This is a genomic window from Rathayibacter festucae DSM 15932 (assembly GCF_004011135.1).
In the GTDB taxonomy this organism is placed as follows: domain Bacteria; phylum Actinomycetota; class Actinomycetes; order Actinomycetales; family Microbacteriaceae; genus Rathayibacter; species Rathayibacter festucae.
Map to the genome: position 1 here is coordinate 542960 of NZ_CP028137.1, position 25569 is coordinate 568528.

The window sequence follows — 25569 nt, forward strand, 5'->3', positions numbered from 1 at the left end:
ACACCGACGGCCTGGACCATCGGTATGCACCGGGCGCCCGAACCGGCGCACGCCACGAGACCCTGCGCAGCTGCGCAGGGCGGTTCGGGTGCGGGACCGGACGGTGCTCGGTTCTTCCCGACAGATCGCCCCGCTCGCACGCATACCTCTCGGCACGGCAGGATCGGGGTGTTCACGTCGGCGGTAACCCACGACCCTGTGAGCGGTGAAACGAACTGCACTAGCCTGTCACGGAGGCAGGCTCGAATCAAGAGTGCTGGATGGGATGCAGCTGTGATCATGGACGGGAACCGGCCTCCGACCAGGCCGGGAAGCGGCCGGCGGCCCCTCGGCCTGCTCCTCCTGGTCGCCGTTCTGGCGCTGGAGACCGCTGCCGTGGCGTGCGTCACGGGGTGGCTCGTGATCGAGCTCCTCACCACCCGGGCCGGCTCGATCGGCGGCGGGATCGCGATCGTCGTGCTCTCCTTCATCGCCCTGGCCTGGGTCGCCGCGACGACCGTGGGCACCGCCCGGCGCCGCAGCTGGATCCGCGCCTCCGCCCTGACCATCCAGCTGGTGATGATGGCCGTCGCCCTCGGCGCGTTCCAGGGGCAGTACGCCGTGCCGGACATCGGCTGGGCGCTGCTGGCCCCGGCCCTGCTGGCCGTGGTGCTGCTCTTCCTGCCGAGCACGGTCGCCGCCACCCGCCGCGATCCCGGGCTGGGCTAGCGTCACCGAGCCGGCCGCCCCGGGCCGGCGTCTCTGGGCTAGCGTCGGAGGATGGACTCCACCCGACTCGGCCTCAGCGGCCTCCAGGTCTCCCCGATCATCCTCGGCTGCATGAGCTTCGGCGCCCCCGACCGCGGCGCGCACGGCTGGAGCATGGGGGAGGAGGAGTCGCGGCCCTTCCTCCGCCGGGCGCTCGAGCTCGGCATCACCACCTTCGACACCGCCGACGTCTACTCCGACGGCACGAGCGAGGAGTTCGTCGGCCGGGCGCTGGCGGACTTCGCCGTCCGCGAGGAGGTCGTCATCGCGACCAAGGTGCACGGCACGATGCGTCCCGGAGCCAACGGCGGCGGGCTCTCGCGCCGCCACATCCTCAGCGCGATCGACGACAGCCTCCGCCGCCTCGGCACCGACTACGTCGACCTCTACCAGATCCACCGCTGGGACCCGCAGGTCCCGATCGAGGAGACGATGGAGACCCTGCACGACGTCGTCCGCTCCGGCAAGGCCCGCTACATCGGCGCGTCGAGCATGTGGGCGTGGCAGTTCGCGAAGGCGCAGTACACCGCGGACCTCGGCGGCTGGACGCGCTTCGTCTCGATGCAGGACCAGTACAACCTGATCCAGCGCGAGGACGAGCGCGAGCTGCACCCGTTCTGCCTCGACCAGGGCGTCGGAGTCATCCCGTGGTCGCCGCTCGCCCGCGGGCGCCTCACCCGCGACTGGGACGCGACCACGTCGCGCACCGAGACCGATCTCTACGGGAAGACGCTCTACCACCAGCAGGAGGAGGCCGACCGCCGGACGGCGGGCACCGTCGAGCGGATCGCTGCCGAGCGCGGCGTCCCGCGCGCGCAGGTCGCCCTCGCCTGGGTGCGCCAGCAGGAGGCGGTGATCGCCCCGATCGTCGGCGCGACGAAGATGCAGCACCTCGAGGACGCGGTCGCCTCCGTCGACCTCGAGCTGACGGCCGACGAGCTTGACGCCCTCGGCGCCGACTACGCCCCGCGCTTCAACGAGGGCTTCTAGCCGCCGTCCGGCGGCCGCGGCCGCGCCAGGCGTCGGCCGAGCTCGTCACGCTGCCAGCATGGCCGGATGAGCGCACCCGACCTGACTGCTGCCGTCATGGCCTCGCTCCGAGGCTGCGGTGCCGAGAAGCACACGACCCTTCTTCTCGGCGCCGGAGCCTCGACCACGTCAGGACTTCCCGGCTGGGACGAACTCGTCGTCCGTCTCCTCGTCGACAGCGGAGTCGTGCCGGACGGCGAGGCGGGTGCTCTCGTCGTGAGCAGGCAGGATCCGCTGATCGCCGTCGCAGCGGCGCGCGAAGCGTACGGTGCGGCGTGGGATCGGAAGCTCCGCGCGGCCCTCTACGACGGGATCCCCTCCGTCGAGATCTCGCCCCTGCACTACGCCGCCGTTGCTCACGCGCTCGGCGGTGACCCGGCCGAGACGAGTCTGGCGACGCTCAATTTCGACACGCTTCTGGAACACGCCCTCCGCGCCGAGACCGAGTACCCGGTCATCGCCGCGACCGGCGAGGACGCGCCTCCTGGTCTCCCGACCTACGTCGTCCGGCATCTCCACGGGATCGTCAGTCCGACGCAGACGAGAGACGTCGTCCTCACCCTGACCGACTTCCTCGATCTGGTCGCCGAGCGCGACTCCTGGCAGTCGGTCTTCCTGCGGCAGGCTGTCGGCCGGGGCGCCCTGATCATCGCCGGGACGTCCTATCGCGACCCGGACGTGCGCCAATGGCTCCATGCCGCCCTCGCCGAGGCGCCGCGGGAGCACGCCGCCGTCGTTCTGCTCGCTCGGCAGGGTTTCGACGTCACGAAGGCGCAGTTCGCGGAACTCGCGAAGGCGCTGAGCGGACAGTGGACCGCCATCGGCCTCCGACCGGTGCTCCTCGACGACTTCTCGGACGCAGCGCAGGTGATACGTGAACTCCGACACGTCGATTCCCCGGGCTACCGCGCTCCACAGGAGCGGATCGCGCAGATCTGGGACCACCACCTCGAGGGGTTCCTGCCTCTTCAGCAGGAGTACGTCGAGCAGTTGCGGGTCGATGCTGACGACCTCAGGTCAGCGTTCGACGTCGACGTGCTCAACCTCAGTCTGTGGTTGTCGGACGGTCGCGGCATGCTCGCGCGCTGGGCGGCGCAGGACAGGGTGTTCCTCGACCGGCACGGTCTTCGGAGGGTGGAGACCGGCTTCGACAGCCCGTGGATCGCCGGGCAGGCCCTCGGCTCCGACACCCTGCTGCACAAGGATCTCCCGCGGGACGGTGTCCACCGCTGGACGTCGGTGCTCGCTCTCCCTCTGCCCGCACCCCATCCGGTCCTCCCGACGGCGACCGCCGGGGTCCTCACCATCGGGCTGCCCGAGGCTGCAGCCCGGTACGAAGGATCGAAGCTGCTCTGGGGGGAGACGCTGGCGCGGGTCGGTGACGCGTGGAGTTCACGCCTGACCAGACCGGTGTTCGCCGAGGCGGCGACTACCATCGAGACTGTCGACGAGGAGGACTGATGGCGAAGAACGTGAAGCGGTCGTCGTACCAGAGCCTGGGCAACGGGGTCTATCGGGTCGGCGCCGTGCGTCGTAGTGCGGTGACCGGCCGATACGTCGTCAGTCCCGAGCCCGCACCGGCATCGCCGTCTCCCACGCCGTCCGCGAGCGGCGACCGACGGAGTTGATTCCGCCGGTCACCGGCGTGCGTCGGCGGGTCAGGCCAGCTTGAGCTTCTTGCGCAGCGCCTGCACGTGGCCGGTGGCGCGCACGTTGTACTGCGCGAACTCGAGGGCGCCCTCGGGGCCGACGACGAAGGTCGAGCGGAGGACGCCGACGACCGTCTTGCCGTAGCTGTTCTTCTCGCCCCAGACGCCGTAGGCGCGGTGCACGGCCATGTCCGGGTCGCTCAGCAGCGGGTACGCGAGGCCGTGCTCGTCGGCCCAGCGGCGCAGCGCCTCCGGGGTGTCCCGCGAGACGCCGAGCACCTCGTAGCCGGCCGCCTGCAGGGCCGTGGTGCTGTCGCGGAAGTCGCACGCCTCGGTCGTGCAGCCGGGGGTGTCGGCCTGCGGGTAGAAGAACAGGATGACGCGGCGCCCGCGCAGGTCCTCGAGGGCGACGGGCCGGCCGTCCTGGTCGGGCAGCGTGAAGTCCGGGGCGGTGTCGCCCGCGGCGAGGCGCTCGTCGACGGGGATCGGGGGGAGGGCGGTGTCGGTCATCGTCTGCTTCCGTCGGTGGTGGCGAAGGTGGTCAGGAGGCGCTGGAGCGAGTCGAGGCGCTCCGGCCCGCTCGCGCCGAGCAGCCCGCCCTCGACGGCCTCGATGATCGCGCAGTCGGGGGAGTCGGGGAGGTGCGTGCAGCCGCGCGGGCAGTCCTCGGCGAGCACGGCGAGCGTCGTGAAGGCGCCGAGGATGTTGTCGGTGTTCACGTGGCCGAGGCCGAAGGAGCGCACGCCCGGGGTGTCGATCACCCAGCCGTGCCGGTCGCCGCGCTCGACGCGCAGCGAGACGGTGGAGGAGGAGGTGTGGCGGCCGCGCCCGGTCACCGTGTTCACCCGGCCGATCGCCCGGTGCGCGTCGGGGACGAGCTTGTTCACGAGCGTCGACTTGCCGACTCCGGAGTGGCCGACCACGACGGTCTCGTGGCCGAGCAGCGCCTCGGCGATCTCGTCGACGGGCGGCTCGTCCTGGCTGGAGAGGAAGACGCGGAGGTCGAGGCCCTCGAAGTTGCGCAGGAACGGCGCCGGGTCCGCCAGGTCGGTCTTGGTGATGCAGAGCATCGGCGTGATCCCGGCGTCGAAGGCGGCGACCAGGTAGCGGTCGACCAGTCGGGTGCGCGGCTCCGGGTCGGCGGCGGCCACCACGCAGACCATCTGGTCGGCGTTGGCGACGATCACCCGCTCGATCGCATCGGTGTCGTCGGCGCTGCGGCGCAGCAGGGTCGAGCGCTCGCGGATCCGCACGATGCGGGCGAGCGTGCCCTCGTCGCCGCTGGAGTCGCCGACCACGTCGACGCGGTCACCGGGGACGATCGCCTGCTTGCGCAGCTCGCGGGCCCGCGCCGCCGTGAACTCGTGCTCCTCCGGGGTGCCGTCGCCGATCATCACCGTGTAGCGGCCGCGGTCGACGCCGAGGACCATCGCGATCTCGGCGTCCTCGTAGGCCGGCCGGTTCTTCGTCCGCGGCTTGGTGCCCTTGGGGTTCGGCCGCACTCGCGCGTCCGACTCGTCGTAGCCGTCGAAGTCGTCGAGCACTCCGTCGGCGTCGAGGCCGCTGTCCGTCCACCACGACACGGGTCAGACCCCGCCCGCGAGTGCGGTCCAGAGCTCGGGGAACTGCGGCAGGGTCTTCGAGGTCGTCGCGATGTCCTCGATCGCGACGCCGGGGACGACCAGGCCGATCAGCGCACCGGCGTGGGCCATGCGGTGATCGGAGTAGGTGCGCCAGCGGCCGCCGTGCAGCGGGGCGGGCTCGATCCGCAGGCCGTCCTCGAGCTCGGTGACGGAGCCGCCGAGGCCGTTGATCTCGGCGGCGAGGGCGGCGAGGCGGTCGGTCTCGTGGTGGCGGATGTGGCCGATGCCGGTCAGCGTGCTCGGGCCGCTCGCGAGCGCGGCGAGGGCCGCGAGGGCGGGGGCGAGCTCGCCGCCCTCCGAGAGGTCGAGCTCGACGCCGAGGATCTCGTCCCCGCCGCGGACGACGAGGTCCTCGCCGTCGCGCTCGACGCTCGCGCCGAACATCGGCAGGATCCGCTCGAGGTGCGCGCCGACCTGGGTGGTCTCGGCCGGCCAGTGCCGGAGGCGGACGGTGCCGCCGGTGACGAGTGCGGCGGCCAGGAACGGCGCGGCGTTGGAGAGGTCGGGCTCGATCAGGACCTCGGCACCGGCGATCCGCTGCGGTGCGATCGTCCAGGTGCCGGGGATCGAGGCGTCGACGCTCACGCCGCGGGCCGCGAGGGCGGCGATCGTCATGTCGATGTGCGGCTGGCTCGGCAGGGCGCCGCCCTTGTGGGTCAGGCGCAGGCCCTCGTCGAACCGGGCGCCGGCGAGGAGCAGGGCCGAGACGAACTGGCTCGAGCGGGTGGCGTCGACCACGGCGTCGCCGCCGCGGATCGAGCCGGAGCCGTGCACGGTGAAGGGGAGCGAGCCGCGCCCGTCGTCCGCCACGTCGACGCCGAGCGAGCGGAGGGAGGCGATGGTCGCGCCCATCGGCCGCTTGTAGGCGTAGGCGTCGCCGTCGAAGGTGGTGGGCCCGAGCGCCAGCCCGGCCAGGGGCGGCAGGAAGCGCATCACCGTGCCGGCCAGTCCGCAGTCGATCGTCGTGGAGCCGAAGAGCTCCTCGGCCGGCTCGACGACGAGATCGGCGCCGAAGGAGCCGGTGGCGCCCTCCTCGCGGATCGTCGTGCCGAGCGAGCGCAGGCCCTCGATCATCAGGGCGCTGTCGCGCGAGTGCAGCGGCGCGCGCAGCACGGACGGAGCGTCGGCCAGAGCGGCGAGGACGAGCTCGCGGTTCGTCAGCGACTTGGAGCCGGGCAGCTCGACCACGGCGTCGAGGGCGCCGGCGGCGGACGGCGCGGACCAGTCCTCCTCGCCGGGGAGCGCGCGGGCGTCGCCGTACGGATCGAACTCGGGAGCGGAATAACGCGAGAAGACCATCGGTTGTCAGAGTAGTCGGCGAACGGACCGACAGCAGGATCAGGCGGGAGGCGAGGCATGACGGCGACGATCGACCTCGTGCGACCCCGGCCGGCCCGGCAGGCCGCCTCCCGGCGCCGCGGCCTAGAATCGCGTGTGATGACTCGCGACGACAGCACACGCCCCAGCACCGCCGACGAGGCGCAGGCGACCGAGGAGACCGAGACGATCGAGGAGACCGTCGAGGAGGCTCTCGACGACGCCGCTCCCGACGCTCCGGTCGATCTCCGCGCGCTGTTCGAGCAGCAGGCGCTGCCCTTCATCGACCAGCTCTACGCGGCCGGCCTGCGGATGACGAAGAACCCCTCCGACGCCCAGGACCTCGTCCAGGAGACCTTCGCGAAGGCGTTCGGCGCGTTCAAGCAGTTCGAGCAGGGCACGAACCTCAAGGCGTGGCTCTACCGCATCCTCACCAACACCTTCATCAACTCGTACCGCAAGAAGCAGCGCGAGCCGTACCAGAGCGCGATCGACGAGCTCGAGGACTGGCAGCTGGGCGGCGCCGAGTCGACCACCGCCACGTCGAGCCGCTCGGCCGAGGCCGAGGCGATCGACCACCTCCCCGACACCGCCGTCAAGGAGGCCCTGCAGGCGATCCCGGAGGACTTCCGGCTCGCCGTCTACTTCGCCGATGTCGAGGGCTTCTCGTACCAGGAGATCGCCGACATCATGAAGACCCCCGTCGGGACCGTGATGAGCCGGCTGCACCGCGGCCGGCGCATGCTGCGCGAACGACTCACCGACTACGCACGCGAGCGCGGGATCCGCGCCGCTTTCACCACCGGGAGCACGAAATGACCGACTGCGGCTGCACGAAGGCGAAGGCCGAGCTCGAGGAGTACCTCCACAACGAGCTGTGCAAGGAGGACGCCGCCGACATCCGCGAGCACATGGCGAACTGCCCCGACTGCTCCGGTGAGGCGAAGGTCGGTGTCGTGCTGACCGTCGCCGTGCAGCGCGCGTGCAAGGAGACGGCGCCGGAGGACCTCCGCGCCCAGGTGCTCGGCATGCTGCGCGATGCGCAGGCGAGCCACGCGGCGGCTCCGGCGCGGGTCTAGCGCTCCGCACTCCCCGCTCGACGACCTCCGGCTCGTCGGAACGTGCCCGGCTCGCAGGAGCCGTCCGTTCCGGCGAGCCGGAGGTCTTTTCGCGTGCCGGACGCCCATGAGGCGAGGAGTCGCCGAGGTCCGGCTCGCAGAACGACGTTCGGCTCGCCGGATCCGAGGATTCCGACGAGCCGAACTCGATTCTGCGAGCCGGAGCCGCCGCCGAGGGGGGCGGCTCCGGTCGGGCGGTCAGCGCTGCAGCGCCCGGCCCAGCAGGTCGGCCTGCTCGGAGGCGTGCCGCTTCGCCGAGCCCGCGGCGGGGGAGGCCGCGGCCGGGCGCGAGACGACGCGGATCGGCCGGTCCAGCTGCGGAGCGACGTTCAGCGCGATGAACGGCCAGGCGCCCTGGTTCTCGGGCTCGTCCTGCACCCAGACGAACTCCGCGTCGGGGTAGCGCGCGGCGATCGCACGCAGCTCCTCGATCGGCGCCGGGTAGTACTGCTCGACGCGCACCAGGGCGATGCCGTCGTCCGGCTTCTTCTCCAGCTCGGCCTTGAGGTCGTAGTGCACCTTGCCGGCGTGCAGGAGCACCCGGGTCACGGCCGACGCGTCCTGGATGCGGGCGTCGTCGATCACGGGCTCGAAGCGACCCGAGGTGAAGTCCTCGACCGGGCTCGACGCCCCGCGCAGGCGCAGCATGGCCTTCGGCGTGAAGACCACCAGCGGGCGGCGCGGCCGCGAGTACGCCTGGCGGCGCAGCAGGTGGAAGTACGACGCCGGGGTCGACGGACGCGCGACGGTCATGTTCCGCTCCGCGCACATCTGCAGGTAGCGCTCGATGCGTGCGGAGGAGTGGTCCGGGCCCTGGCCCTCGTAGCCGTGCGGGAGCAGGAGCACGAGCGACGAGCGCTGGCCCCACTTCTGCTCGGCGGAGGAGATGAACTCGTCGATGACGATCTGGGCGCCGTTCGCGAAGTCGCCGAACTGCGCCTCCCAGAGCACGAGCGAGTCGGGCCGCTCGACCGAGTAGCCGTACTCGAACGCCATCGCGGCGTACTCCGAGAGCAGCGAGTCGTAGATCCACAGGCGGGCCTGCGAGTCCGACAGGTTCATCAGCGGCAGCCACTCCTGGCCGTTCTCGCGGTCGTGCAGCACCGCATGGCGCTGGACGAACGTGCCGCGGCGGGTGTCCTGGCCGACGAGGCGCACCGGGGTGTCCTCGAGCAGCAGCGAGCCCAGCGCGAGCAGCTCGCCGAACGCCCAGTCGATCGAGCCGGAGCGGCTCATCTCCTGTCGCTTGGTGAGGAGCTGCTGCAGCTTCGGGTGCACGGTGAAGCCCTCAGGCGGCGAGGTGAACGCGTCGCCGATGCGGGTGACCACCTCGGCCTTGACGCCGGTCACCTCGGGCTCGCCGGGGTAGTCCTCGCCCTGCTGGGCGTCCGGCAGCTCGAGGTCGGCCACGGAGTCGCCGTCGGCGCTGATCACCGGGATCGCGCCGGTCTGCGCGGCGTGCGTCTCGGCGAAGGCGCGCTCGAGGCGGTCCTGGAAGTCCTGGTGCGCCCGGTCGTACTCCTCCTCGGTGATGTCGCCGCGACCGACGAGCGCCTCGGTGTAGAGCTTGCGCACCGAGCGCTTGGCCTCGATCAGGCTGTACATCAGCGGCTGGGTCATCGAGGGGTCGTCGCCCTCGTTGTGGCCGCGGCGGCGGTAGCAGATCAGGTCGATGACCACGTCGCGGTTGAACCGCTGGCGGTACTCGAACGCGAGCTGGCCGACGTGCACGACGGCCTCGGGGTCGTCGCCGTTCACGTGGAAGATCGGCGCCTGGATCGTCTTCGCCATGTCGGTCGAGTAGATCGAGGTGCGCGCCTCGTGCGGCGGGGTCGTGAAGCCGACCTGGTTGTTGATGTTGATGTGGATCGTGCCGCCGGTGCGGTAGGCCCGCAGCTGGGACATCTGCAGCCCCTCGACGACCACGCCCTGGCCCGCCATCGCGGCGTCGCCGTGGACGAGGATCGGCAGGGTGGTGAAGGTGCCGATCGGCTTGCGGTCCTGCTTGGCGCGGACGATGCCCTCGAGCACGCCGTTGACGGCCTCGAGGTGCGAGGGGTTCGCCGCCAGGTAGACGGGGATCTCCTCGCCGCCGGCGCCGCGGAAAGTGCCCTCGGTGCCGAGGTGGTACTTCACGTCGCCCGAGCCCTGGACCGTCTTGGGGTCCTGGGTACCCTCGAACTCGCGGAAGATCTGGCCGTAGGTCTTGCCGGCGATGTTGGTCAGCACGTTGAGGCGGCCACGGTGGGCCATGCCGATGGCGACCTCGTCGAGGTCCGCGTCCGCCGCGCCCTGCAGGACGGCGTCCAGCAGCGCGATCAGCGACTCGCCGCCCTCGAGCGAGAAGCGCTTCTGGCCGACGTACTTGGTCTGCAGGAAGGTCTCGAACGCCTCGGCCTCGTTGAGGCGGCCGAGGATCCGCAGCTGCTCGTCGTGGCCCGGCTTCTCGTAGCCGCGCTCGAGCTTCTGCTGCATCCAGGCGCGCTGCTCCGGGTCCTGGATGTGCATGTACTCCACGCCGACGGTGCGGCAGTAGGAGTCGCGCAGGATGCCGAGGATGTCGCGCAGCTTCAGCTGGCGGGAGCCGCCGAAGCCGTCGGTGACGAACTCGCGGTCGAGGTCCCAGAAGGTGAGGCCGTGGCTCTCGATGGCGAGGTCGGGGTGCGAGCGCTGGACGTACTCCAGCGGGTCGACGTCGGCCATCAGGTGGCCGCGGACGCGGAAGGAGTTGATCAGCTCCTGCACCCGCGAGGTCTTCGAGACGCGCTCCGCGAGGTCGACGGCGATGTCGGTCGACCAGTGGATCGGGTCGTAGGGGATGCGCAGCGCGGAGAAGATGTCCTCGTAGAAGCCGCGCTGGCCGAGCAGCAGCTCGTGCACGATCTTGAGGAACTCGCCCGAGCCGGCGCCCTGGATGACGCGGTGGTCGTAGGTCGAGGTCAGCGTGATCGTCTTGCCGATGCCGAGCTCGACGAGGGTCTTCTCGGACGCGCCCTGGAACTCGGCCGGGTACTCGAGGGCGCCGGCGCCGATGATGCAGCCCTGGCCCCTCATCAGGCGGGGCACGGAGTGCACGGTGCCGATGCCGCCCGGGTTGGTCAGCGAGAGGGTGGTCCCGGCGAAGTCGCCGGCCGCGAGCTTGTTGCCGCGGGCGCGCTTGACGAGGTCCTCGTAGGCGGCGAGGTAGGCGGTGAAGCTCAGCGTGTCGGCGCGCTTGATGCTCGGGACGAGCAGGGCGCGGGTGCCGTCGGGCTTGGGCATGTCGATCGCGATGCCGAGGTTGATGTGCGCGGGGGCGACCACCGAGGGCTTGCCGTCCGGCTCGTCGTAGTACACGTTCTGGCTCGGGAAGTCCTTCAGCGCGCGGATCAGCGCCCAGCCGATCAGGTGGGTGAAGGACACCTTGCCGCCGCGGGTGCGCCGCAGGTGGTTGTTGATGACGATGCGGTTGTCGATCATCAGCTTCGCCGGGATGGTGCGCACGCTCGTCGCCGTCGGGATCGACAGGCTCGCGTCCATGTTCGTGGCGAGGCTCTTGGCCATGCCGCGCAGGGGCGAGACGACGTCCTCCTCCACGGCGGCGGCCGGCTCGGCCGGCTTGCTCACGGGCGCGTCGGCCGGGATGGGCTGCGCCTTCGGCTGCTTCGAGGTGGTCTTCGCCGTGCTGGTCGCCGAGGTGGCCGGGTGGCTCACCGCTCCGCCCGCGCTCGTCGACACGCGCTCGGCGACGGGCGCCTTCGCCGGGGCGGCGGGGGCGGCGGCCGCGGGGGCCTCCGCGCCGGCGGGGGCGGCACCGCCGAGCTGCTTGCCGTAGCGCTCGAGGATCGGCCACCAGGACTCGTCCACCGAGGCCTTGTCGGCGCTGTACTGCTCGTACAGCTCCTCCACCAGCCACTCGTTGGCCCCGAAGTCCTCCGAGCCCTGATCTGTTCCCGCTCCGGTCAACTGGCTCGACACAGCCGATCGCCCACTCTCTCCGTTGATTCGTTCTCGATCATCCGGACGGCACCGTCGCATCCGACACGCATCTGGGCGTCGTCGCCCGGTCCCGTCCCGGTCGTCAAGCCTAGCCCGGATCCTCCGGCGAAGGTCCCCAGCCGGGCCGGAGTAGCGTCGTCTCCATGCGCTTCTACGGTGGAACACCCTCCGGCGACCTCACCTACTCGGACGTCTTCCTCGTTCCCGGCCGGTCCTCCGTGACCAGCCGGCTCGACGTGTCGCTCGCTCCCGGTGACGGCACCGGAGCCAGCATCCCGATCGTCTCCTCGAACATGAACTCGGTCACCGGGCCCCGGCTCGCGGCGACGCTCGCCCGGCGCGGCGGCCTCGGCGTCCTGCCGCAGGACATGCCGCTGCAGCAGCTCGACGCGGCCATCCGCTGGGTGAAGGACCAGCCGGTCGCCTTCTCCGGCGCGCTCACCGCCTCGCCGTCGACGACCGTCGAGGAGGCACTCGCGATCCTCCCGGCCGTCGCGGGCCACGGCTTCGTGGTGCAGGAGGAGGACGGCACGATCCTCGGCTGCGTCCCGGCCGCGCGGCTCGCCACGGCCCTGGAGGACGCCAGGCTCGGCGACCTCGTGCACGGCGCCTCCGCCTCGATCGACGCCGACGACGTCACCACCGCGCGCGCCGCCTTCGACCTGATGGTCGCGGCCGATCTCGACTTCGCCCCGGTGCTGCACCACGGCGCGCTCGTGGGCACGCTCTCGCGCACCGGCGCGCTGCGCTCGACCATCTACGACCCCGCGCTGGACGCCGACGGGCGGCTCCGGATCGCCGCGGCGGTCGGCATCAACGGCGACGTCGCGGCCAAGGCGCGCGCCCTCGTCGCCGCGGGCGTCGACGTGCTCGTGCTCGACACGGCGCACGGCCACCAGGAGGGGATGCTGCGCGCGCTGCGCACCGTCTCGGCGCTGAAGCTCGGCGTGCCGATCGCCGCCGGCAACATCGTCACCGCCGACGCGGTGCACGACCTCGTCGACGCGGGCGCGGACATCCTCAAGGTCGGCGTCGGCCCGGGCGCGATGTGCACCACGCGGATGATGACCGCTGTCGGGCGGCCGCAGTTCTCCGCTGTGCTCGAGACGGCGGAGCGGGCCCGCGAGCTCGGCGCGCACGTCTGGGCCGACGGCGGCGTTCGCTACCCGCGCGACGTGGCGCTCGCGCTCGCGGCCGGTGCGGCCTCCGTGATGATCGGCTCCTGGTTCGCCGGCACGATCGAGGCGCCGGGCGAGCTGCGCAGCGACGCGGCCGGCCGGATCTACAAGGAGAGCTGGGGGATGGCCTCGGCCAAGGCGGTGCAGGAGCGCTTCGACCGCCTCGACCCCTACGAGCTCGCCCGCAAGCGGCTCTTCGCCGAGGGCATCTCCTCGTCGAAGATCTACCTCGACCCGCTGCGCCCCTCGCTCGAGGACCTGCTCGACATGATCACCTCGGGCGTGCGCTCCTCCTTCACCTACGCCGGGGCGCGCAGCGTCGCCGAGTTCCACGAGCGCGCGCTGGTCGGCCTGCAGTCGGCGGCCGGCTACGAGGAGGGCAAGGCGCTGCCGGTCAGCTGGTGACCGTCAGCCGGAGTCCGGCCGGCCGGTGACCGTCAGCCGGTGCCCGGCGCGCGCGTGCTAGAACCGAGCCCATGACGATCGTCGACAACGCCGTGTACGTCGGCGGTCACCGCATCCGGAACCCCGACTCGCTCGAGGACACCTTCGAGCTGATGCGCGACGAGCACGGCATGGCCTGGATCGGGCTCTACCGCCCGAGCCGCGAGGAGGTCGAGGCGGTCGCCCAGGAGTTCGGGCTGCACCCGCTCGCCGTCGAGGACGCGCTGAGCGGCCACCAGCGGGCGAAGCTCGAGCGCTACGACGACGGGCTCTTCGTCGTGCTCCGTCCGGCGCGCTACGTGGACTCGGCCGAGACGGTCGTCTTCGGCGAGCTGCACGTGTTCGTGGGCCCGGACTTCGTGGTCACCATCCGGCACGCCGACTCGCCGGACCTGGCGGCGGTGCGCAAGCGGCTCGAGGGGGACCCGTCGCTGCTCTCCCGCGGACCGGAGGCGGTGCTCTACGCGATCCTCGACCAGGTCGTCGACGAGTACGCGCCGGTGGTGCACGGCGTCCAGGGCGACGTCGACGAGATCGAGGACCAGCTCTTCGGCGACGGCTCGGACGACGGGCTCTCGGAGCGCATCTACCGGCTCTCCCGCGAGGTCATCCACTTCCAGCGCTCGGTGCAGCCGCTGACGGCGCTGCTGCACGAGCTCGCCGAGGCGCCGGACGCGGCCCCGGGCGCCGACGCGACGCTCGACCACGTCGAGCTGCACCGCTCGCTCCGCGACGTGCTCGACCACACCATCCGGGTGACCGAGGCGGTCGACGCGCTTCGGGCGATCCTGGACAAGGCGCTGACCGTGCACTCGACGCTGGTCTCGCGGCGGCAGACCGAGACCGGGCTGGCCCAGAACGACGTGGTGCGGAAGATCTCGTCCTGGGCCGCGATCCTGTTCGCGCCGACGCTCGTCGCGGGCATCTACGGCATGAACTTCGACGACATGCCGGAGCTGCACTGGCGGCTCGGCTACCCGTGGGCGATCGGGCTGATGCTGGTCTTCGGCTTCGTGCTCTACGCCGTGTTCAAGCGCAAGAAGTGGCTCTGAGAGCGGCCCTGCCGGCGCCGGGCTGCCGCTAGACTCGACGCCACAATGGACGACCCCCCTTCTGCGCATCCGCCCTCGCACCGGCTCGTCCGGATCCCCCCGATCCCCTCGGGCTCGGCCCTGCAGCCGCTCCCGCTTCCGCTGACCGGGGGTGACCCCCGTGGGCACTGAGTGGCTCCTGCTCGGCGTCGGCCTGCTGCTGACGCTCGGCACCGGCGTGTTCGTCGCCAGCGAGTTCGCGCTGGTCAACCTCGACCGCGCCGATCTCGAGGCCCGCCGCGACCGCGGCGAGACCCGCCTCGGCATGACGATCGCCGCCCTCCGCGTCACCTCGACGCACCTCTCCAGCGCGCAGCTCGGCATCACGCTGACGACGCTGCTCACCGGCTACACGATGGAGCCGGCGCTGTCGTCGCTGCTGCGGGTGCCGTTCGGCGGCCTCGGCATCCCGGACGAGGTGCTGACGCCGATCATGACGGTGCTCGCCATCGTCATCGCGACGCTGCTGTCGATGATCCTCGGCGAGCTGGTGCCGAAGAACTTCGCGCTGGCGCTGCCGCGGGCGACGGCGAAGCTGGTCGTGCCGATCCAGACCGCGTTCACCACCGTCTTCCGCCCCGCCGTCGCACTGCTCAACGGCAGCGCCAACGCCCTGCTCCGCCTGGCCGGCATCGAGCCGAAGGAGGAGCTCTCGGGCGCCCGCAGCGCCGAGGAGCTCTCGAGCCTGGTGCGCCACTCCGCGAGCGCCGGACTGCTCGAGGAGGACACGGCCGACCTGCTCGGGCGCACCCTCCGCTTCTCCGCGCTCTCCGCGGGCGACGTGATGACGCCGCGGCTGCGGCTGTCCACGCTCGAGCGCTCCAGCACCGCGCAGGACGTCCTCGACCTCGCGCGGACCACCGGCCTCTCGCGCTTCCCGATCACGGACGACGACATCGACGACATCGTCGGCGTCGTGCACGTCAAGCAGGCGGTCGCGGTGCCGCGCGGCAAGCGCTCCGAGGTGCCCGTCACCGCGCTGCGCTCGGATCCGCTCCGCGTCCCCGAGACGATGAAGCTCGACGTGCTGCTCACCGAGCTGCGCGGCCGCGGCTTCCAGCTCGCCGTCGTCGTCGACGAGTACGGCGGAACGGCGGGCGTCGCGACGCTCGAGGACCTCGTCGAGGAGCTCGTCGGCGAGGTGGCGGACGAGCACGACCGCTCGCGCCCCGACGTCGTGAAGCTGCCCGGCTCGACCACCTTCCCCGGCATGCTGCGGCCCGACGAGGTGCGCGACCGCGCCGGAGTCGTCATCCCCGAGGAGGGGCCGTACGAGACGGTCGCCGGGTTCGTGATGAGCGAGCTCGGCCGCCTGCCCGCCGTCGGCGACGAGGTGCCCGTCGAGGGCGGCTCGCTCCGCGTCGAGCGGCTCGACGGCCGGCGCATCGACCGGCTCCGCTTCACCCCGGACCCCGACGCGGCGGGCGAGGGCATCCCCGACCCGCTCGCCGACGTGGGCCGGCCGCACCGAGGACGCCAGGAGGCCGACCATGAGTGACTGGGCAGGAATCGCCTGGCTCGTGGTGCTGCTCGCCGCGAACGCCTTCTTCGTCGGAGCGGAGTTCGCGGTCATCTCCGCGCGCCGCTCCCAGATCGAGCCCCTCGCCGAGAGCGGACGCCGCAGCGCGATCACCGCGCTCGCCGCGATGGAGCACGCCACCCTGATGCTGGCGACGACGCAGCTGGGCATCACCGTCTGCTCGCTGCTGATCCTCAACGTCAGCGAGCCGGCGATCCACCACCTTCTCGAGGTGCCGCTGCACGCGGTCGGCATCCCGGACGAGTTCTCGGGCACGGTCGCCTTCGTGATCACCCTGGTGATCGTCTCGTTCCTGCACGTGGTGCTCGGCGAGATGGTGCCGAAGAACATCTCGTTCTCGATGCCGGACCGCGCCGTGCTGCTGCTCGCGCCGCCGCTCGTCGCGATCGCCCGCGTGATCAGCCCGATCATCGTCGCGCTCAACGCGATCTCGAACGGGGTGCTGCGGCTCTTCCGGGTCGAGCCGAAGGACGAGGCGAACAGCACCTTCACGCTCGAGGAGGTGCAGACGATCGTCGACCAGTCGACCCGTGAGGGCACCCTGCGCAGCAACGGCACCCTCCTCGCCGCGTTCGAGTTCACCGAGAAGAAGGTGCACGACGTGGCGCTGCCGCTCGACGGCATCGTCAGCCTCCCCGCCGGAGCCTCACCCGCCGACGTCGAGCGCGCCGTCGCGAAGCACGGCTTCTCGCGCTACGTCGTGCTCGGCGAGGACGGGCAGCCCGAGGGCTACATCCACCTCAAGGACGTCCTCGACCTGGACGGCGACACCGAGGGGCCCAAGTTCCGCCTGCCCATCCCGGCCAAGCGGATCCGCCAGCTCGCCTCGATCTTCGAGGCCACCGACCTCGAGGACGCCCTCGCGATCATGCGCCGGACCGGCGCCCATCTCGCCCGCGCCTTCGACGAGCAGGGCCGCGCCACGGGCGTCCTCTTCCTCGAGGACATCATCGAGGAGTTGGTCGGCGAAGTCGACGACGCCACCCGCCGCTGAGGCGCGGGCCGGGGAGGCGGCGCTCGCGGCGCGGGCCGGGGAGGCGGCGCTCGCGGCGTTGTCGTCGGTCGCGATACCGCCGGTATCGCTCCCTCCTCCGCCTTGCGATCACCACCTCCCCGACCCGCGCCTCGACTCGAGGCTGGGTGGCAGCGGCGTCGCCGGCTGCGGTGGCAGCGGCTTCGCCGACTGCGGTGGCAGCGGCTTCGCCGACTGCGGTGGGGTGGCAGCGGCTTCGCCGGCTGCGGTGGGCAGCGGCTTCGCCGACTGGGCTTCACGGCGGCAGCATCGCTGGCTGCGGGTGCAGCAGCGGCGGCCCTTCATGCTGGTCGAGTAGCCCCGCAGGGGCGTATCGAGACCCACCGTCTCCAGCAGGGCGGGACTGCAGACTCAGGTGCTGACGGTGGTGGATCTCGATACGCCCGCTTCGCGGGCTACTCGATCAGCATGGTGGGGCACCCGTGTTCGCCAGCGCGCCTCCATGCTGGTCGAGTAGCCCGCAGGGCGTATCGAGACCCACCGTCATCAGGCGCACGGCTGCCGGGGTTCTGCTGCGGGTGGGTCTCGCAGAGGGCGGCGTCGGGGGTGCGACCTAGGCTGGCGGGATGACGGATGGGCAGAGGGAGTTCGGGCTCGCGGAGGCGGCGTCGGCCGTGCGGGTGCCGCGCGCCGACGACGACAAGTACAGCCGCGGGGTGCTCGGGATCGCGACCGGGTCCGAGCGCTACCCGGGGGCGGCGGTGCTCGGGGTCGAGGCGGCGGTGCGCACCGGGCTCGGCATGGTGCGCTACCTCGGGCCGGAGCGGCCGTCCGCCCTCGTGCTGGCGCGTCGCCCCGAGGTCGTGACCTCTCCCGGGCGGGTGCAGGCCTGGCTCCTCGGCTCCGGGACGAGCGCGGACGACCGGTCCGAGGACGAGCGCGCCGCCCTGCTCGAGCAGCTGCACTCGGGGATCCCCGTGGTGCTCGACGCGGGCGCGCTCGACCTGATCGGCGAGGCCCGCGGGCCGGTGGTCATCACTCCGCACTACCGCGAGCTCGCCGGCCTGCTCTCGCGCGCCGGGGTGGACGTCGACGCGGCCGCGATCGCCGCCGACGCGAGCGGCTGGGCGCGGCGCACCGCCGAGCGCTTCGGGGTCTGCGTGCTGCTCAAGGGCAGCACCACGCACGTGGTCTCCGGGAGCACCGCACACGAGGTCAGCGGCTCGACGCCCTGGCTCGCCACGGCGGGCAGCGGGGACGTCCTCGGCGGAGTGCTCGGCGCGCTGCTGGCCGGCCGGGCCGCGGACGCGGAGAGCCGGGGAACGACGCTCGGGGACGAGGATCTCGCGGCGGTCGCCGCCGCCGCGGCCGTCCTGCACGCGCAGGCCGGCGCGGCGGCGTCCGGAGGCGGGCCGATCGCGGCCCTCGACATCGCCGAGCAGCTCCCCGGCGTCGTCGCGCGGCTGCTGAACTGAATCGCCGGCATCGCCTGCCGCACTGAACCGATCGCGTCCTCGGCCCGTTGACACAGGAGAGAAGGCCTTCCCCCGCGACCCGGACATCGGAGCCGCACAGCCGCCTCATCGGAACCCCCGAGCTCCCGGCCCTAGCGTCGGAGACGACAGCCGCGTCCGCCCCCCATACAGGAGAACAGACATGACCGCGAAGACCACGACTCCCGTCCGCTACGCCCTCACCCTCCTCGCCGGCGCCGGCACCCTCGCGGCCCTCGCCGCCTGCTCGAGCACCGCCACCGCCGGGACCGAGGACGCCGGCTCGAGCGCCGCCGCGACCAGCGCGCCCGCCGCGACGTCCAGCGCCGCACCCGAGTCGACCGATTCCGCGTCGACCGGCTCCGCCGCGACCGGCGCCTACGCCGACGGCACCTACGAGGCCGACGGCTCCTACACCTCGCCCGGCGGCAACGAGTCGGTCGGCGTCGAGCTGACCCTCGAGTCGGGCGTCGTCACCGCCGTCACGGTGACCCCCGAGTCGGAGAACCCGACCGGCCAGGAGTACCAGACCCGCTTCGCCAGCGGCATCTCGGGCGAGGTCGTCGGCAAGAGCCTCGACGAGCTCGACGTGACCAAGGTCTCCGGCTCCTCGCTCACCTCCGGCGGCTTCAACGACGCCGTCGAGACGATCAAGGCCGATGCCGCGGCCTGAACCTCTGCACCCTGACGCCGCGCCGGCCGCGACCCGGCGCGTCCTCGAGAGCGCCTGGCGGTTCGAGGCGATCGGCACCACCTGGCAGATCGACACGGACGCGCCGCTGGACGCGCTCGTGCGCGAGCGGCTCCGCGCGCGCATCGAGGCCTACGACCGGACCTGGTCGCGGTTCCGCGACGACTCCGCCGCCTCGCGCCTTCGGACCGAGCCCGGCGAGCACGTCTTCCCAGCGGAGGCGGTCGAGCTGTTCGCCCTCTACGACGAGCTCTTCGCGCTGACCGGGGGCGGCGTCACGCCGTTCGTCGGCGTCGCCCTCGAGCAGCTCGGCTACGACCCGGCCTACTCCCTGGTGCCGCGCGGCCCCGTCGCGCCCGCTCCGTCCTGGGCCGCGGCCCGCGGCGGCGGGGGAGCGACGCTTCGCACCGCGGCCGGAGTCGTGCTCGACGTCGGCGCGGCCGGCAAGGGTCAGCTCGTCGACCTCGTCCTGGACGAGCTCGCGAGCGCCGGCGTCGAGCGCGCCGTCGTCGACGCGAGCGGCGACCTGCGCGCCCGCGGGGTCGGCGCCTACCGCGTCGGCCTCGAGCACCCCTTCGACGCGAGCCGCGCGATCGGCGTCGCCGAGCCGGGCGAGCGCGCGCTCTGCGCCTCGGCCGGCAACCGCCGGGCCTGGGGCGACGGGCTGCACCACGTCCTCGACGGCCGCACCGGCCGCCCGGTCGACACCGTCATCGCCACCTGGGTCGTCGCCGACAGCACCCTCGTCGCCGACGGTCTCGCGACCGCCCTCTTCGTCTGCCCGCCCGAGGTGCTCGCCGAGCGCTTCGACTTCGAGTTCGTCCGCGTCCTCAGCGCCGGCGGCCTGCACTACTCGCCCCGCTTCCCCGGAGAGGTCTTCTGATGATCGGCACCCTCGATCGCGCCCTCGGTCGCATCACCATGTACCGGCTGGTCTGGCTGACGCTCGCCGCGCTCCTCGTGGTCGCGCTCGGCTACTCCGCCGCCGGGCTGATCTTCTTCACACCGATCGAGATCGCGGCGACGGCGGTCGTGGCGATCGTCTCGACGACCGGGGCGACCTGGCTGATCGCCCGGCTGGTGGGCTCACCCGCCCACCTCGAGTCGTCGCTGGTGACCGGACTGCTGATCGCGTTCCTGCTCTTCCCGACCTCGGAGCCGCGCGCCCTCCTCGTCGTGGCGCTGATCGGCGTGATCGCGGCCGCCTCGAAGTACGTCCTGGTCTGGCGCGGTCGCCACCTCTTCAACCCGGCCGCCGTCGCGGTGCTGATCGTCGGCATCGCGCAGGGCCTGCTGCAGGACACCCCGTTCGCGGGCTCGCTGACCGCCGCGGCCTGGGCGCTGCCCACCGGCGCGCTCTGGCCGTGGGTGCTGCTCGGCGCGCTCGTCGTCGTCGCGCGGGTGCGCCGCTGGGCGATCGTCGTCGTCTTCATCGCGGTCGCCGGCGCCGTCTCCGTGCTCAACTCGGTGATGAACGGCCAGGAGCCCGGAGCCGCGCTGTCGCTGGTCCTCACCGCGTACCCGTTCGTCTTCGCCGGCGCCTTCATGCTGACCGAGCCGCTGACCCTCGCCCCGCGCCGCTCCCAGCAGCTGATCGTGGCCGTCGTCGCGGCTCTGCTCACGACGGTCCCGTTCTCGCTCGGACCGCTGCACGCCAGCCCGGAGCTCGGCCTGGTCGCGGGCAACGCGATCGCGTTCTTCTTCGGCCAGCGCCGGCGGCTGTCGCTGGAGCTGCGCTCCTCGAGCGTCATCGCGCCGGGCATCACGGAGTACCGCTTCGCCCCGCGGACGCCGGTGCGCTTCGAGGCGGGCCAGTGGCTCGAGCTCGACGTGCCGCACCGCTCCGACGGCCGGGGGAGCCGCCGCACCTTCTCCATCGCCTCCGCTCCCGCCGACGGCGAGATCGCCGTGGCCATGCGGCTGCCCGAGAAGGCGAGCAGCTTCAAGCGGGCGCTCGCCGGTCTCGAGCCAGGCGCGGTGGTCCGCGCCACGAGCGTCGGCGGCGACTTCGTGCTGCCGGCCGACCCGGCGACACCGCTGCTCCTGGTCGCGGGCGGGATCGGCATCACCCCGTTCGCGAGCCAGCTGAAGGCGATCGCGGCCGGACCGGAGCGCGACGTGGTCGTCGTCTACGCGGCCGCCCGGCTGGAGGACGTGGCGTACCGCGAGCTCCTCCGCGCCTCCGGGGCCCGCGTCGTGCTGGTCTCGCCCGAGGCGCCGGATCGGCTGCCCGAGGGCTGGTCGCACGTCGCCGGCCGGATCACGGCGGAGCGCCTCGCGGACGCCGTGCCCGACGCGCCACGCCGCGTCGGCTTCGTCTCCGGCTCGCCCGCGTTCGTCGACTCCGTCCGCGGCGCCCTCCGCTCGGCCGGTGCGAAGAAGGTCCGCACCGACGCCTTCGCCGGCTACTGATGCGGCCGGTGGCCGCTCAGGGAGGGGTTCCCGGGGCCGTTCAGGGGTCCGATGAGGGCGCCGTCTACACTGACGCGGTGCCGACCCCTGCCGCCTCAGAGACCGCCGCCCCCCGGGCCTCCTCGCGCCCGATCGCGTGGCTGCGCGAGAACCGCGACTCCGCCGCCGTGCTCTGGAGCGGCTTCGCGCTCGTGCACGTCCTGCTCTCGCTGCTCGCGCTGTTCGCTCCGGGCCTGCCGATGGGGGACGTCAGCATCGTCTACAAGGGCTGGATGCGGACCGCTGTCGAGGGCGGTGGACTCGTCGGCTTCGACACGGGCTGGGTCTACCCGATCCTCGCCCTGGTTCCGATCAGCGCCGCCTGGCTCTTCGGCGAGGCGGGCTACGACCTGACCTGGCTGGCCGGCGTGCTCGCCGTCGACGCGGCGGCCTTCGCGCTCCTCCTGCACCGAGGCGTCCCCGCCCGGCTCGCAGCGGCGCGCTGGTGGCTGCTCTTCCTGGTGCTCCTCGGGCCGATCGCCGTCGGCCGGATCGACGCCTTCACCGTTCCGCTCGCCATCGCCGGGCTGCTCTGGGCCTCGAGCCGCCCGGTGATCGCGGCGCTCGCGCTCACCGTCGCCACCTGGATCAAGGTCTGGCCCGCGGCCCTGCTGGGCGCCGCCGTCCTGGTGCTGCGCGGCCGCTGGCGGCTGGTGGCCGTCGGCGCCGGGCTCTCCGTCGCGATCATCGCCGGCGTGTACGCGCTCGGCGGCGGCGAGTACGTCTTCAGCTTCGTCACCGACCAGACCACGCGCGGTCTGCAGATCGAGGCGCCCGTCAGCACGCTCTGGATGTGGCTCTCGATCGGCGGCTGGGCCGGCAGCTACGTCTGGTACGCCGCCGACATCAACACCTTCGAGATGCACGGCCCGTTCACCGATGTCGCCGCCGAGCTGATGAACCCGGCGCTCGCGCTCGCGGTGATCGGCACGGTGCTGCTCGGTCTCCGGGCGCTGCGCGCGAAGGCGTCGCCGGTGCGGCTGCTGCCGCTGCTGAGCCTCGGGCTCGTGCTGGTGCTGATCGACATCAACAAGGTGCTCTCGCCGCAGTACATCGTCTGGCTGGCGCCGCCGGTCATCGTCGGGCTCGTCGTGGCCGGTCGCGACTTCGCGACGCCGGCGAAGCTGACCCTCGCGATCGCGGTGTTCACGCAGATCGTCTACCCGTACCTCTACCTCTTCCTGCTGTACTCGAACGCGGGCATGGTGCTGGCGCTGACCGTGCGCAACGTCCTGCTGCTCGTGCTGCTCGGCTGGGTGCTCCGCGAGCTGTGGCGGACGGGGAGCCGCGCGAAGGACGTCTCGCCGGAGGCCTCGGGGGTGCGGTCGCCGCTCGCGCAGGCCGTGGTGACCGACGGCGCCGTCGGCGGTCCGCGCGCCTAGGCTGGACGGCGGGTCCGGTGGTCGGGTCCGCTGGGAGGTCCCTCGTGCTGGTCGCATTCTCCGTCGCTCCGTCCGGCGGTGAGGGCCCCGACGCCTCCGTCCACGACGCCGTCGCCGCCGCCGTCCGCATCGTCCGCGACTCCGGCCTGCCGAATCGCACGACCTCGATGTTCACCGAGATCGAGGGCGAGTGGGACGAGGTCTTCGACGTGATCAAGCGCGCCACCGAGGCGGTCGGCGCCTACGGGTCGCGGGTCTCGCTGGTGCTGAAGGCCGACATCCGGCCCGGCTACTCGGGCGAGATCGACGCGAAGATCGAGCGGCTCGGCCGCGCGCTCGAGGAGTGAGGCACGCGAAAGCGCTCTCCGACTCGAATCGTTTCGATCCGCTTCCGATCCTCGCTATCGTGGTCCGGTGACCCTCTCCCCGGCCCGGACCCGCCTCGCCCTGCTCGCCCTCGCGATGGGGGGCTTCGGCATCGGCTCGACCGAGTTCGTCGCGATGGGGCTGCTGCCGCAGCTCGCCGCCGACCTGCTCCCGGACGTCTACGCCGCGAGCTCCGAGCAGGCGAACTCGCAGGCCGGACTGCTGATCTCCGCCTACGCGCTCGGCGTCGTCGTCGGTGCTCCGACGATCGCCGCGGCCGCCGCCCGCTGGCCGCGCAAGCGCCTGCTGCTGATCCTGCTGGCCGCGTTCACGATCGGGACCGTCGCCTCGGCGCTGCTGCCGACCTTCCCGCTCGTGCTCGCCGCCCGCTTCGTCGCGGCGCTGCCGCACGGCGCCTACTTCGGCATCGCCTCGCTCGTCGCCGCCGACCTGATGGGGCCGGGCAAGCGCGGCAAGGGCGTCGCCTTCGTGCTGTCGGGGCTCACGATCGCGAACGTCGTCGGAGTCCCCGCCATCACCTGGGTGGGGCAGAACGCGGGCTGGCGCAGCGCGTACCTCGTCGTCGCGGCGATCTTCGCGGTGACCGTGGTGGCCGTGTGGCTGCTCGTGCCGTTCCAGCGGGGGAACCCGGGCGCGACCATGCGCAACGAGCTGAAGGCGTTCGGCCGGCTGCAGGTCTGGATGACCCTGCTGATCGGCGCGATCGGCTTCGGCGGGCTCTTCGCGATGTACAGCTACATCACGCCGCTGTCGACGGAAGTGACCGGGCTGCCGCTCGGCGCGGTGCCGTGGATCCTCGTGGTGATCGGCCTGGGCATGACGGTCGGCAACCTGGCGGGCGGCTGGGCGGCCGACCGGAACGTGCGGCTCGCGCTCGTGGTGCTGTTCCTCGGGGTGCTCGTGTCGCTGATCGGCCTGGCACTGACTGCGACGTCGGTCGTGGGCCTGGTCGTGTTCACGTTCCTCGCGGCGGGCTTCTCGGCGGGGGCGTCGCCGGCCATCCAGACCCGGCTGATGGACGTCGCCCGCGACAGCCAGACCATCGCCGCCGCGCTCAACCACTCCGCACTCAACATCGGCAACTCCGTCGGCGCCGCGCTCGGCGGGGTCACGATCGCCGCCGGCCTCGGCTACCTGTCGCCGATCTGGGTCGGCGTGGTCCTCACCGCGGCCGGCATCCTGCTCGCGTTCGCCAGCATCGCCATCGACCGGGCCCGCGGCACCGTCGTCGCGCCGCGCGACCCCACCCGCCCCGCCACAGGCAGCGTCCCGGTCAACGCCCTGTAGGGCCGCCGCTGCGGCACCCGCCGGCACCGGACGGGGGCTTTGCAGGCCGCCCTGCTGACGCCGGTGGGTCTCGATACGCCCCCGCGGGGCTACTCGACCAGCATGAGAGCGGGCACGGATCTTCTGCGACTGAGGACCGCGCATGCTGATCGAGTAGCCCGCGGAGCGGGCGTATCGAGATCCGCCAGCACCGGACGGAAGTCTGCAGGCCGCCCTGCTGACGTCGGTGGGTCTCGATACGCCCCTGCGGGGCTACTCGACCAGCATGGAATGAAGCACTACTCGGTGGTTCTTGCCTGCAGACGAGCCAGCCACGGAGCGGCGCAGACGGAAATCCGCGTGCCAGCGGATTTCCGCAGCCGCGGCGAGACGCTCTGCGGAACGCGCCCACTTCGTGGAGCCGACTGCGGCGGGGGCGGGCGGGGACCGCCCCCGCCAACGGATTCAATTCGTCGCGCCGCGCGGCGCGACGAATTCAATCCGTTTCGATCAAGATGCCGTCGTGGATGGCGCGTTTGCGCAGCGCGACCTTGGTGCCGACGTCGATGCCGACCACGCGGTACTTCTCGCGGATGCGCTTGAGGTAGGACTTCGCGGTCTCCTCGGAGATGCCGAGCTCGAAGGCGACGGACTTGACGGGCTCGCCGCCGCCGTAGAGCGCCATCACGCGGCGCTCCTGCGCGCTGAGCTTGGGTGCGCCGTCGGAGTCGCCGGTGGAGAGCGCCATGTCGAGCTCGTGCGAGATGTAGGAGTGGCCGTCCTTGGCCGCGCGGATCGCCTCGACGATCATGTCGGCGTCCTCCGTCTTGACCAGGTAGCCCAGCGCGCCCGAGGCGAGCGCCTCACGGACCACGGCCGGCTCGGAGTAGGTGCTCATCAGCACGGTCTTCACGCCGGTGGTCTTCAGGGTGGAGAGCTTGACCGAGATCGGGATGTTGTCCTTGAGGTCCAGGTCGAGCAGCACGACGTCGACGGGGAACTCGGGGTGGGTGAGCAGCTCCGGCCAGGAGGCGACCGCGGCGACCAGCTGGATGTCCGACGCGGCGCCGCGGATCCACTCCGTGAGGGCACCGAGGAGCATCTTGTGATCGTCGACCACGGCGAGCGTGATCTTCGGTTCTGCGGTGGAGGTCATCGGTGTCCTTCGGCTCGGCGGGAGGGCGGGGCGGTC

The 25569-nt window shown here is 72.3% G+C and carries 21 protein-coding genes; 16 read left to right on the forward strand and 5 right to left on the reverse strand.

The features are described 5' to 3' along the window. Positions 1 to 399 precede the first annotated feature (399 nt). From C1I64_RS02615 to C1I64_RS02625, 3 genes are all read left to right on the forward strand, one after another. Positions 400 to 708 carry a hypothetical protein gene (locus C1I64_RS02615; protein WP_243586432.1) on the forward strand — a complete coding sequence of 103 codons (309 nt, stop codon included), beginning with the start codon at positions 400 to 402 and terminating at the stop codon, positions 706 to 708. Between the two features lie 51 nt (positions 709 to 759). Beyond that, the gene (locus C1I64_RS02620; protein ID WP_127886115.1) at positions 760 to 1737 is read left to right on the forward strand and encodes an aldo/keto reductase; all 978 of its coding nucleotides are present in this window, start codon (positions 760 to 762) and stop codon (positions 1735 to 1737) included. A gap of 225 nt (positions 1738 to 1962) precedes the next feature. Continuing rightward, positions 1963 to 3237: an SIR2 family protein gene (locus C1I64_RS02625; protein ID WP_244209385.1), complete on the forward strand. Its 1275-nt coding sequence runs from the start codon at positions 1963 to 1965 to the stop codon at positions 3235 to 3237. Positions 3238 to 3434: 197 nt separating this feature from the next. On the opposite strand, the gene bcp is transcribed toward C1I64_RS02625, so the two are convergent. The 3 genes from bcp to aroA are packed head-to-tail and all read right to left on the reverse strand — an operon-like array spanning position 3435 to position 6367. Continuing rightward, positions 3435 to 3935 carry a thioredoxin-dependent thiol peroxidase gene (gene bcp, locus C1I64_RS02630; RefSeq protein ID WP_127886117.1) on the reverse strand — a complete coding sequence of 167 codons (501 nt, stop codon included), beginning with the start codon at positions 3933 to 3935 and terminating at the stop codon, positions 3435 to 3437. Continuing rightward, complete coding sequence (rsgA, locus tag C1I64_RS02635) at positions 3932 to 5008, reverse strand: ribosome small subunit-dependent GTPase A (RefSeq protein WP_173250401.1); 1077 nt, start codon at positions 5006 to 5008, stop codon at positions 3932 to 3934. The genes bcp and rsgA overlap by 4 nt, the downstream gene beginning before the upstream one ends. 3 nt (positions 5009 to 5011) lie before the next feature. Beyond that, complete coding sequence (aroA, locus tag C1I64_RS02640; protein WP_127886118.1) at positions 5012 to 6367, reverse strand: 3-phosphoshikimate 1-carboxyvinyltransferase; 1356 nt, start codon at positions 6365 to 6367, stop codon at positions 5012 to 5014. A gap of 138 nt (positions 6368 to 6505) precedes the next feature. Here aroA and C1I64_RS02645 point away from each other — a divergent pair, with 138 nt between their 5' ends. Together C1I64_RS02645 and C1I64_RS02650 are read left to right on the forward strand one after the other, a co-directional pair. After that, positions 6506 to 7204: a sigma-70 family RNA polymerase sigma factor gene (locus tag C1I64_RS02645; RefSeq protein ID WP_123444430.1), complete on the forward strand. Its 699-nt coding sequence runs from the start codon at positions 6506 to 6508 to the stop codon at positions 7202 to 7204. After that, the gene (locus C1I64_RS02650; protein WP_123444408.1) at positions 7201 to 7464 is read left to right on the forward strand and encodes a zf-HC2 domain-containing protein; all 264 of its coding nucleotides are present in this window, start codon (positions 7201 to 7203) and stop codon (positions 7462 to 7464) included. The genes C1I64_RS02645 and C1I64_RS02650 overlap by 4 nt, the downstream gene beginning before the upstream one ends. Before the next feature lie 237 nt (positions 7465 to 7701). On the opposite strand, the gene C1I64_RS02655 is transcribed toward C1I64_RS02650, so the two are convergent. Then, the gene (locus C1I64_RS02655; protein ID WP_208645076.1) at positions 7702 to 11460 is read right to left on the reverse strand and encodes a multifunctional oxoglutarate decarboxylase/oxoglutarate dehydrogenase thiamine pyrophosphate-binding subunit/dihydrolipoyllysine-residue succinyltransferase subunit; all 3759 of its coding nucleotides are present in this window, start codon (positions 11458 to 11460) and stop codon (positions 7702 to 7704) included. A 164-nt stretch (positions 11461 to 11624) separates the two neighbouring features. Here C1I64_RS02655 and guaB1 point away from each other — a divergent pair, with 164 nt between their 5' ends. From guaB1 to C1I64_RS02710, 11 genes are all read left to right on the forward strand, one after another. Continuing rightward, a complete protein-coding gene (gene guaB1 / locus C1I64_RS02660) occupies positions 11625 to 13064 on the forward strand; it encodes a GMP reductase (RefSeq protein WP_123444410.1) in 1440 nt (479 codons plus the stop codon). A gap of 71 nt (positions 13065 to 13135) precedes the next feature. Then, on the forward strand, positions 13136 to 14155 hold the full coding sequence (corA, locus tag C1I64_RS02665) for a magnesium/cobalt transporter CorA (protein ID WP_123702694.1): 1020 nt from the start codon (positions 13136 to 13138) through the stop codon (positions 14153 to 14155). 151 nt (positions 14156 to 14306) lie between these two features. Then, the gene (locus C1I64_RS02670; protein ID WP_127886120.1) at positions 14307 to 15692 is read left to right on the forward strand and encodes a hemolysin family protein; all 1386 of its coding nucleotides are present in this window, start codon (positions 14307 to 14309) and stop codon (positions 15690 to 15692) included. Beyond that, entirely contained in the window at positions 15685 to 16728 is a 1044-nt protein-coding gene (locus tag C1I64_RS02675; protein WP_123444413.1) for a hemolysin family protein, read from the forward strand. The genes C1I64_RS02670 and C1I64_RS02675 overlap by 8 nt, the downstream gene beginning before the upstream one ends. A gap of 605 nt (positions 16729 to 17333) precedes the next feature. Further along, a complete protein-coding gene (locus C1I64_RS02680; RefSeq protein WP_127886121.1) occupies positions 17334 to 18182 on the forward strand; it encodes an ADP-dependent NAD(P)H-hydrate dehydratase in 849 nt (282 codons plus the stop codon). Positions 18183 to 18363: 181 nt separating this feature from the next. Continuing rightward, positions 18364 to 18873, forward strand: a complete 510-nt coding sequence (locus C1I64_RS02685) for an FMN-binding protein (RefSeq protein WP_127886122.1) — start codon at positions 18364 to 18366, stop codon at positions 18871 to 18873. Beyond that, a complete protein-coding gene (locus C1I64_RS02690; protein ID WP_127886123.1) occupies positions 18860 to 19774 on the forward strand; it encodes an FAD:protein FMN transferase in 915 nt (304 codons plus the stop codon). Before C1I64_RS02685 ends, C1I64_RS02690 begins: the two co-directional genes overlap by 14 nt. Beyond that, positions 19774 to 21303: an RnfABCDGE type electron transport complex subunit D gene (locus C1I64_RS02695; protein WP_127886124.1), complete on the forward strand. Its 1530-nt coding sequence runs from the start codon at positions 19774 to 19776 to the stop codon at positions 21301 to 21303. The genes C1I64_RS02690 and C1I64_RS02695 overlap by 1 nt, the downstream gene beginning before the upstream one ends. Before the next feature lie 77 nt (positions 21304 to 21380). Then, entirely contained in the window at positions 21381 to 22724 is a 1344-nt protein-coding gene (locus C1I64_RS02700; protein ID WP_164874422.1) for a glycosyltransferase family 87 protein, read from the forward strand. 44 nt (positions 22725 to 22768) lie between these two features. Next, entirely contained in the window at positions 22769 to 23071 is a 303-nt protein-coding gene (locus tag C1I64_RS02705) for a thiamine-binding protein (protein WP_123702710.1), read from the forward strand. A 115-nt stretch (positions 23072 to 23186) separates the two neighbouring features. Beyond that, entirely contained in the window at positions 23187 to 24398 is a 1212-nt protein-coding gene (locus C1I64_RS02710) for an MFS transporter (RefSeq protein WP_127888427.1), read from the forward strand. A 475-nt stretch (positions 24399 to 24873) separates the two neighbouring features. Here the strand turns inward: C1I64_RS02710 and C1I64_RS02715 are convergent, their stop codons facing one another. Next, a complete protein-coding gene (locus tag C1I64_RS02715) occupies positions 24874 to 25533 on the reverse strand; it encodes a response regulator (RefSeq protein ID WP_123445394.1) in 660 nt (219 codons plus the stop codon). Positions 25534 to 25569: the final 36 nt, after the last annotated feature.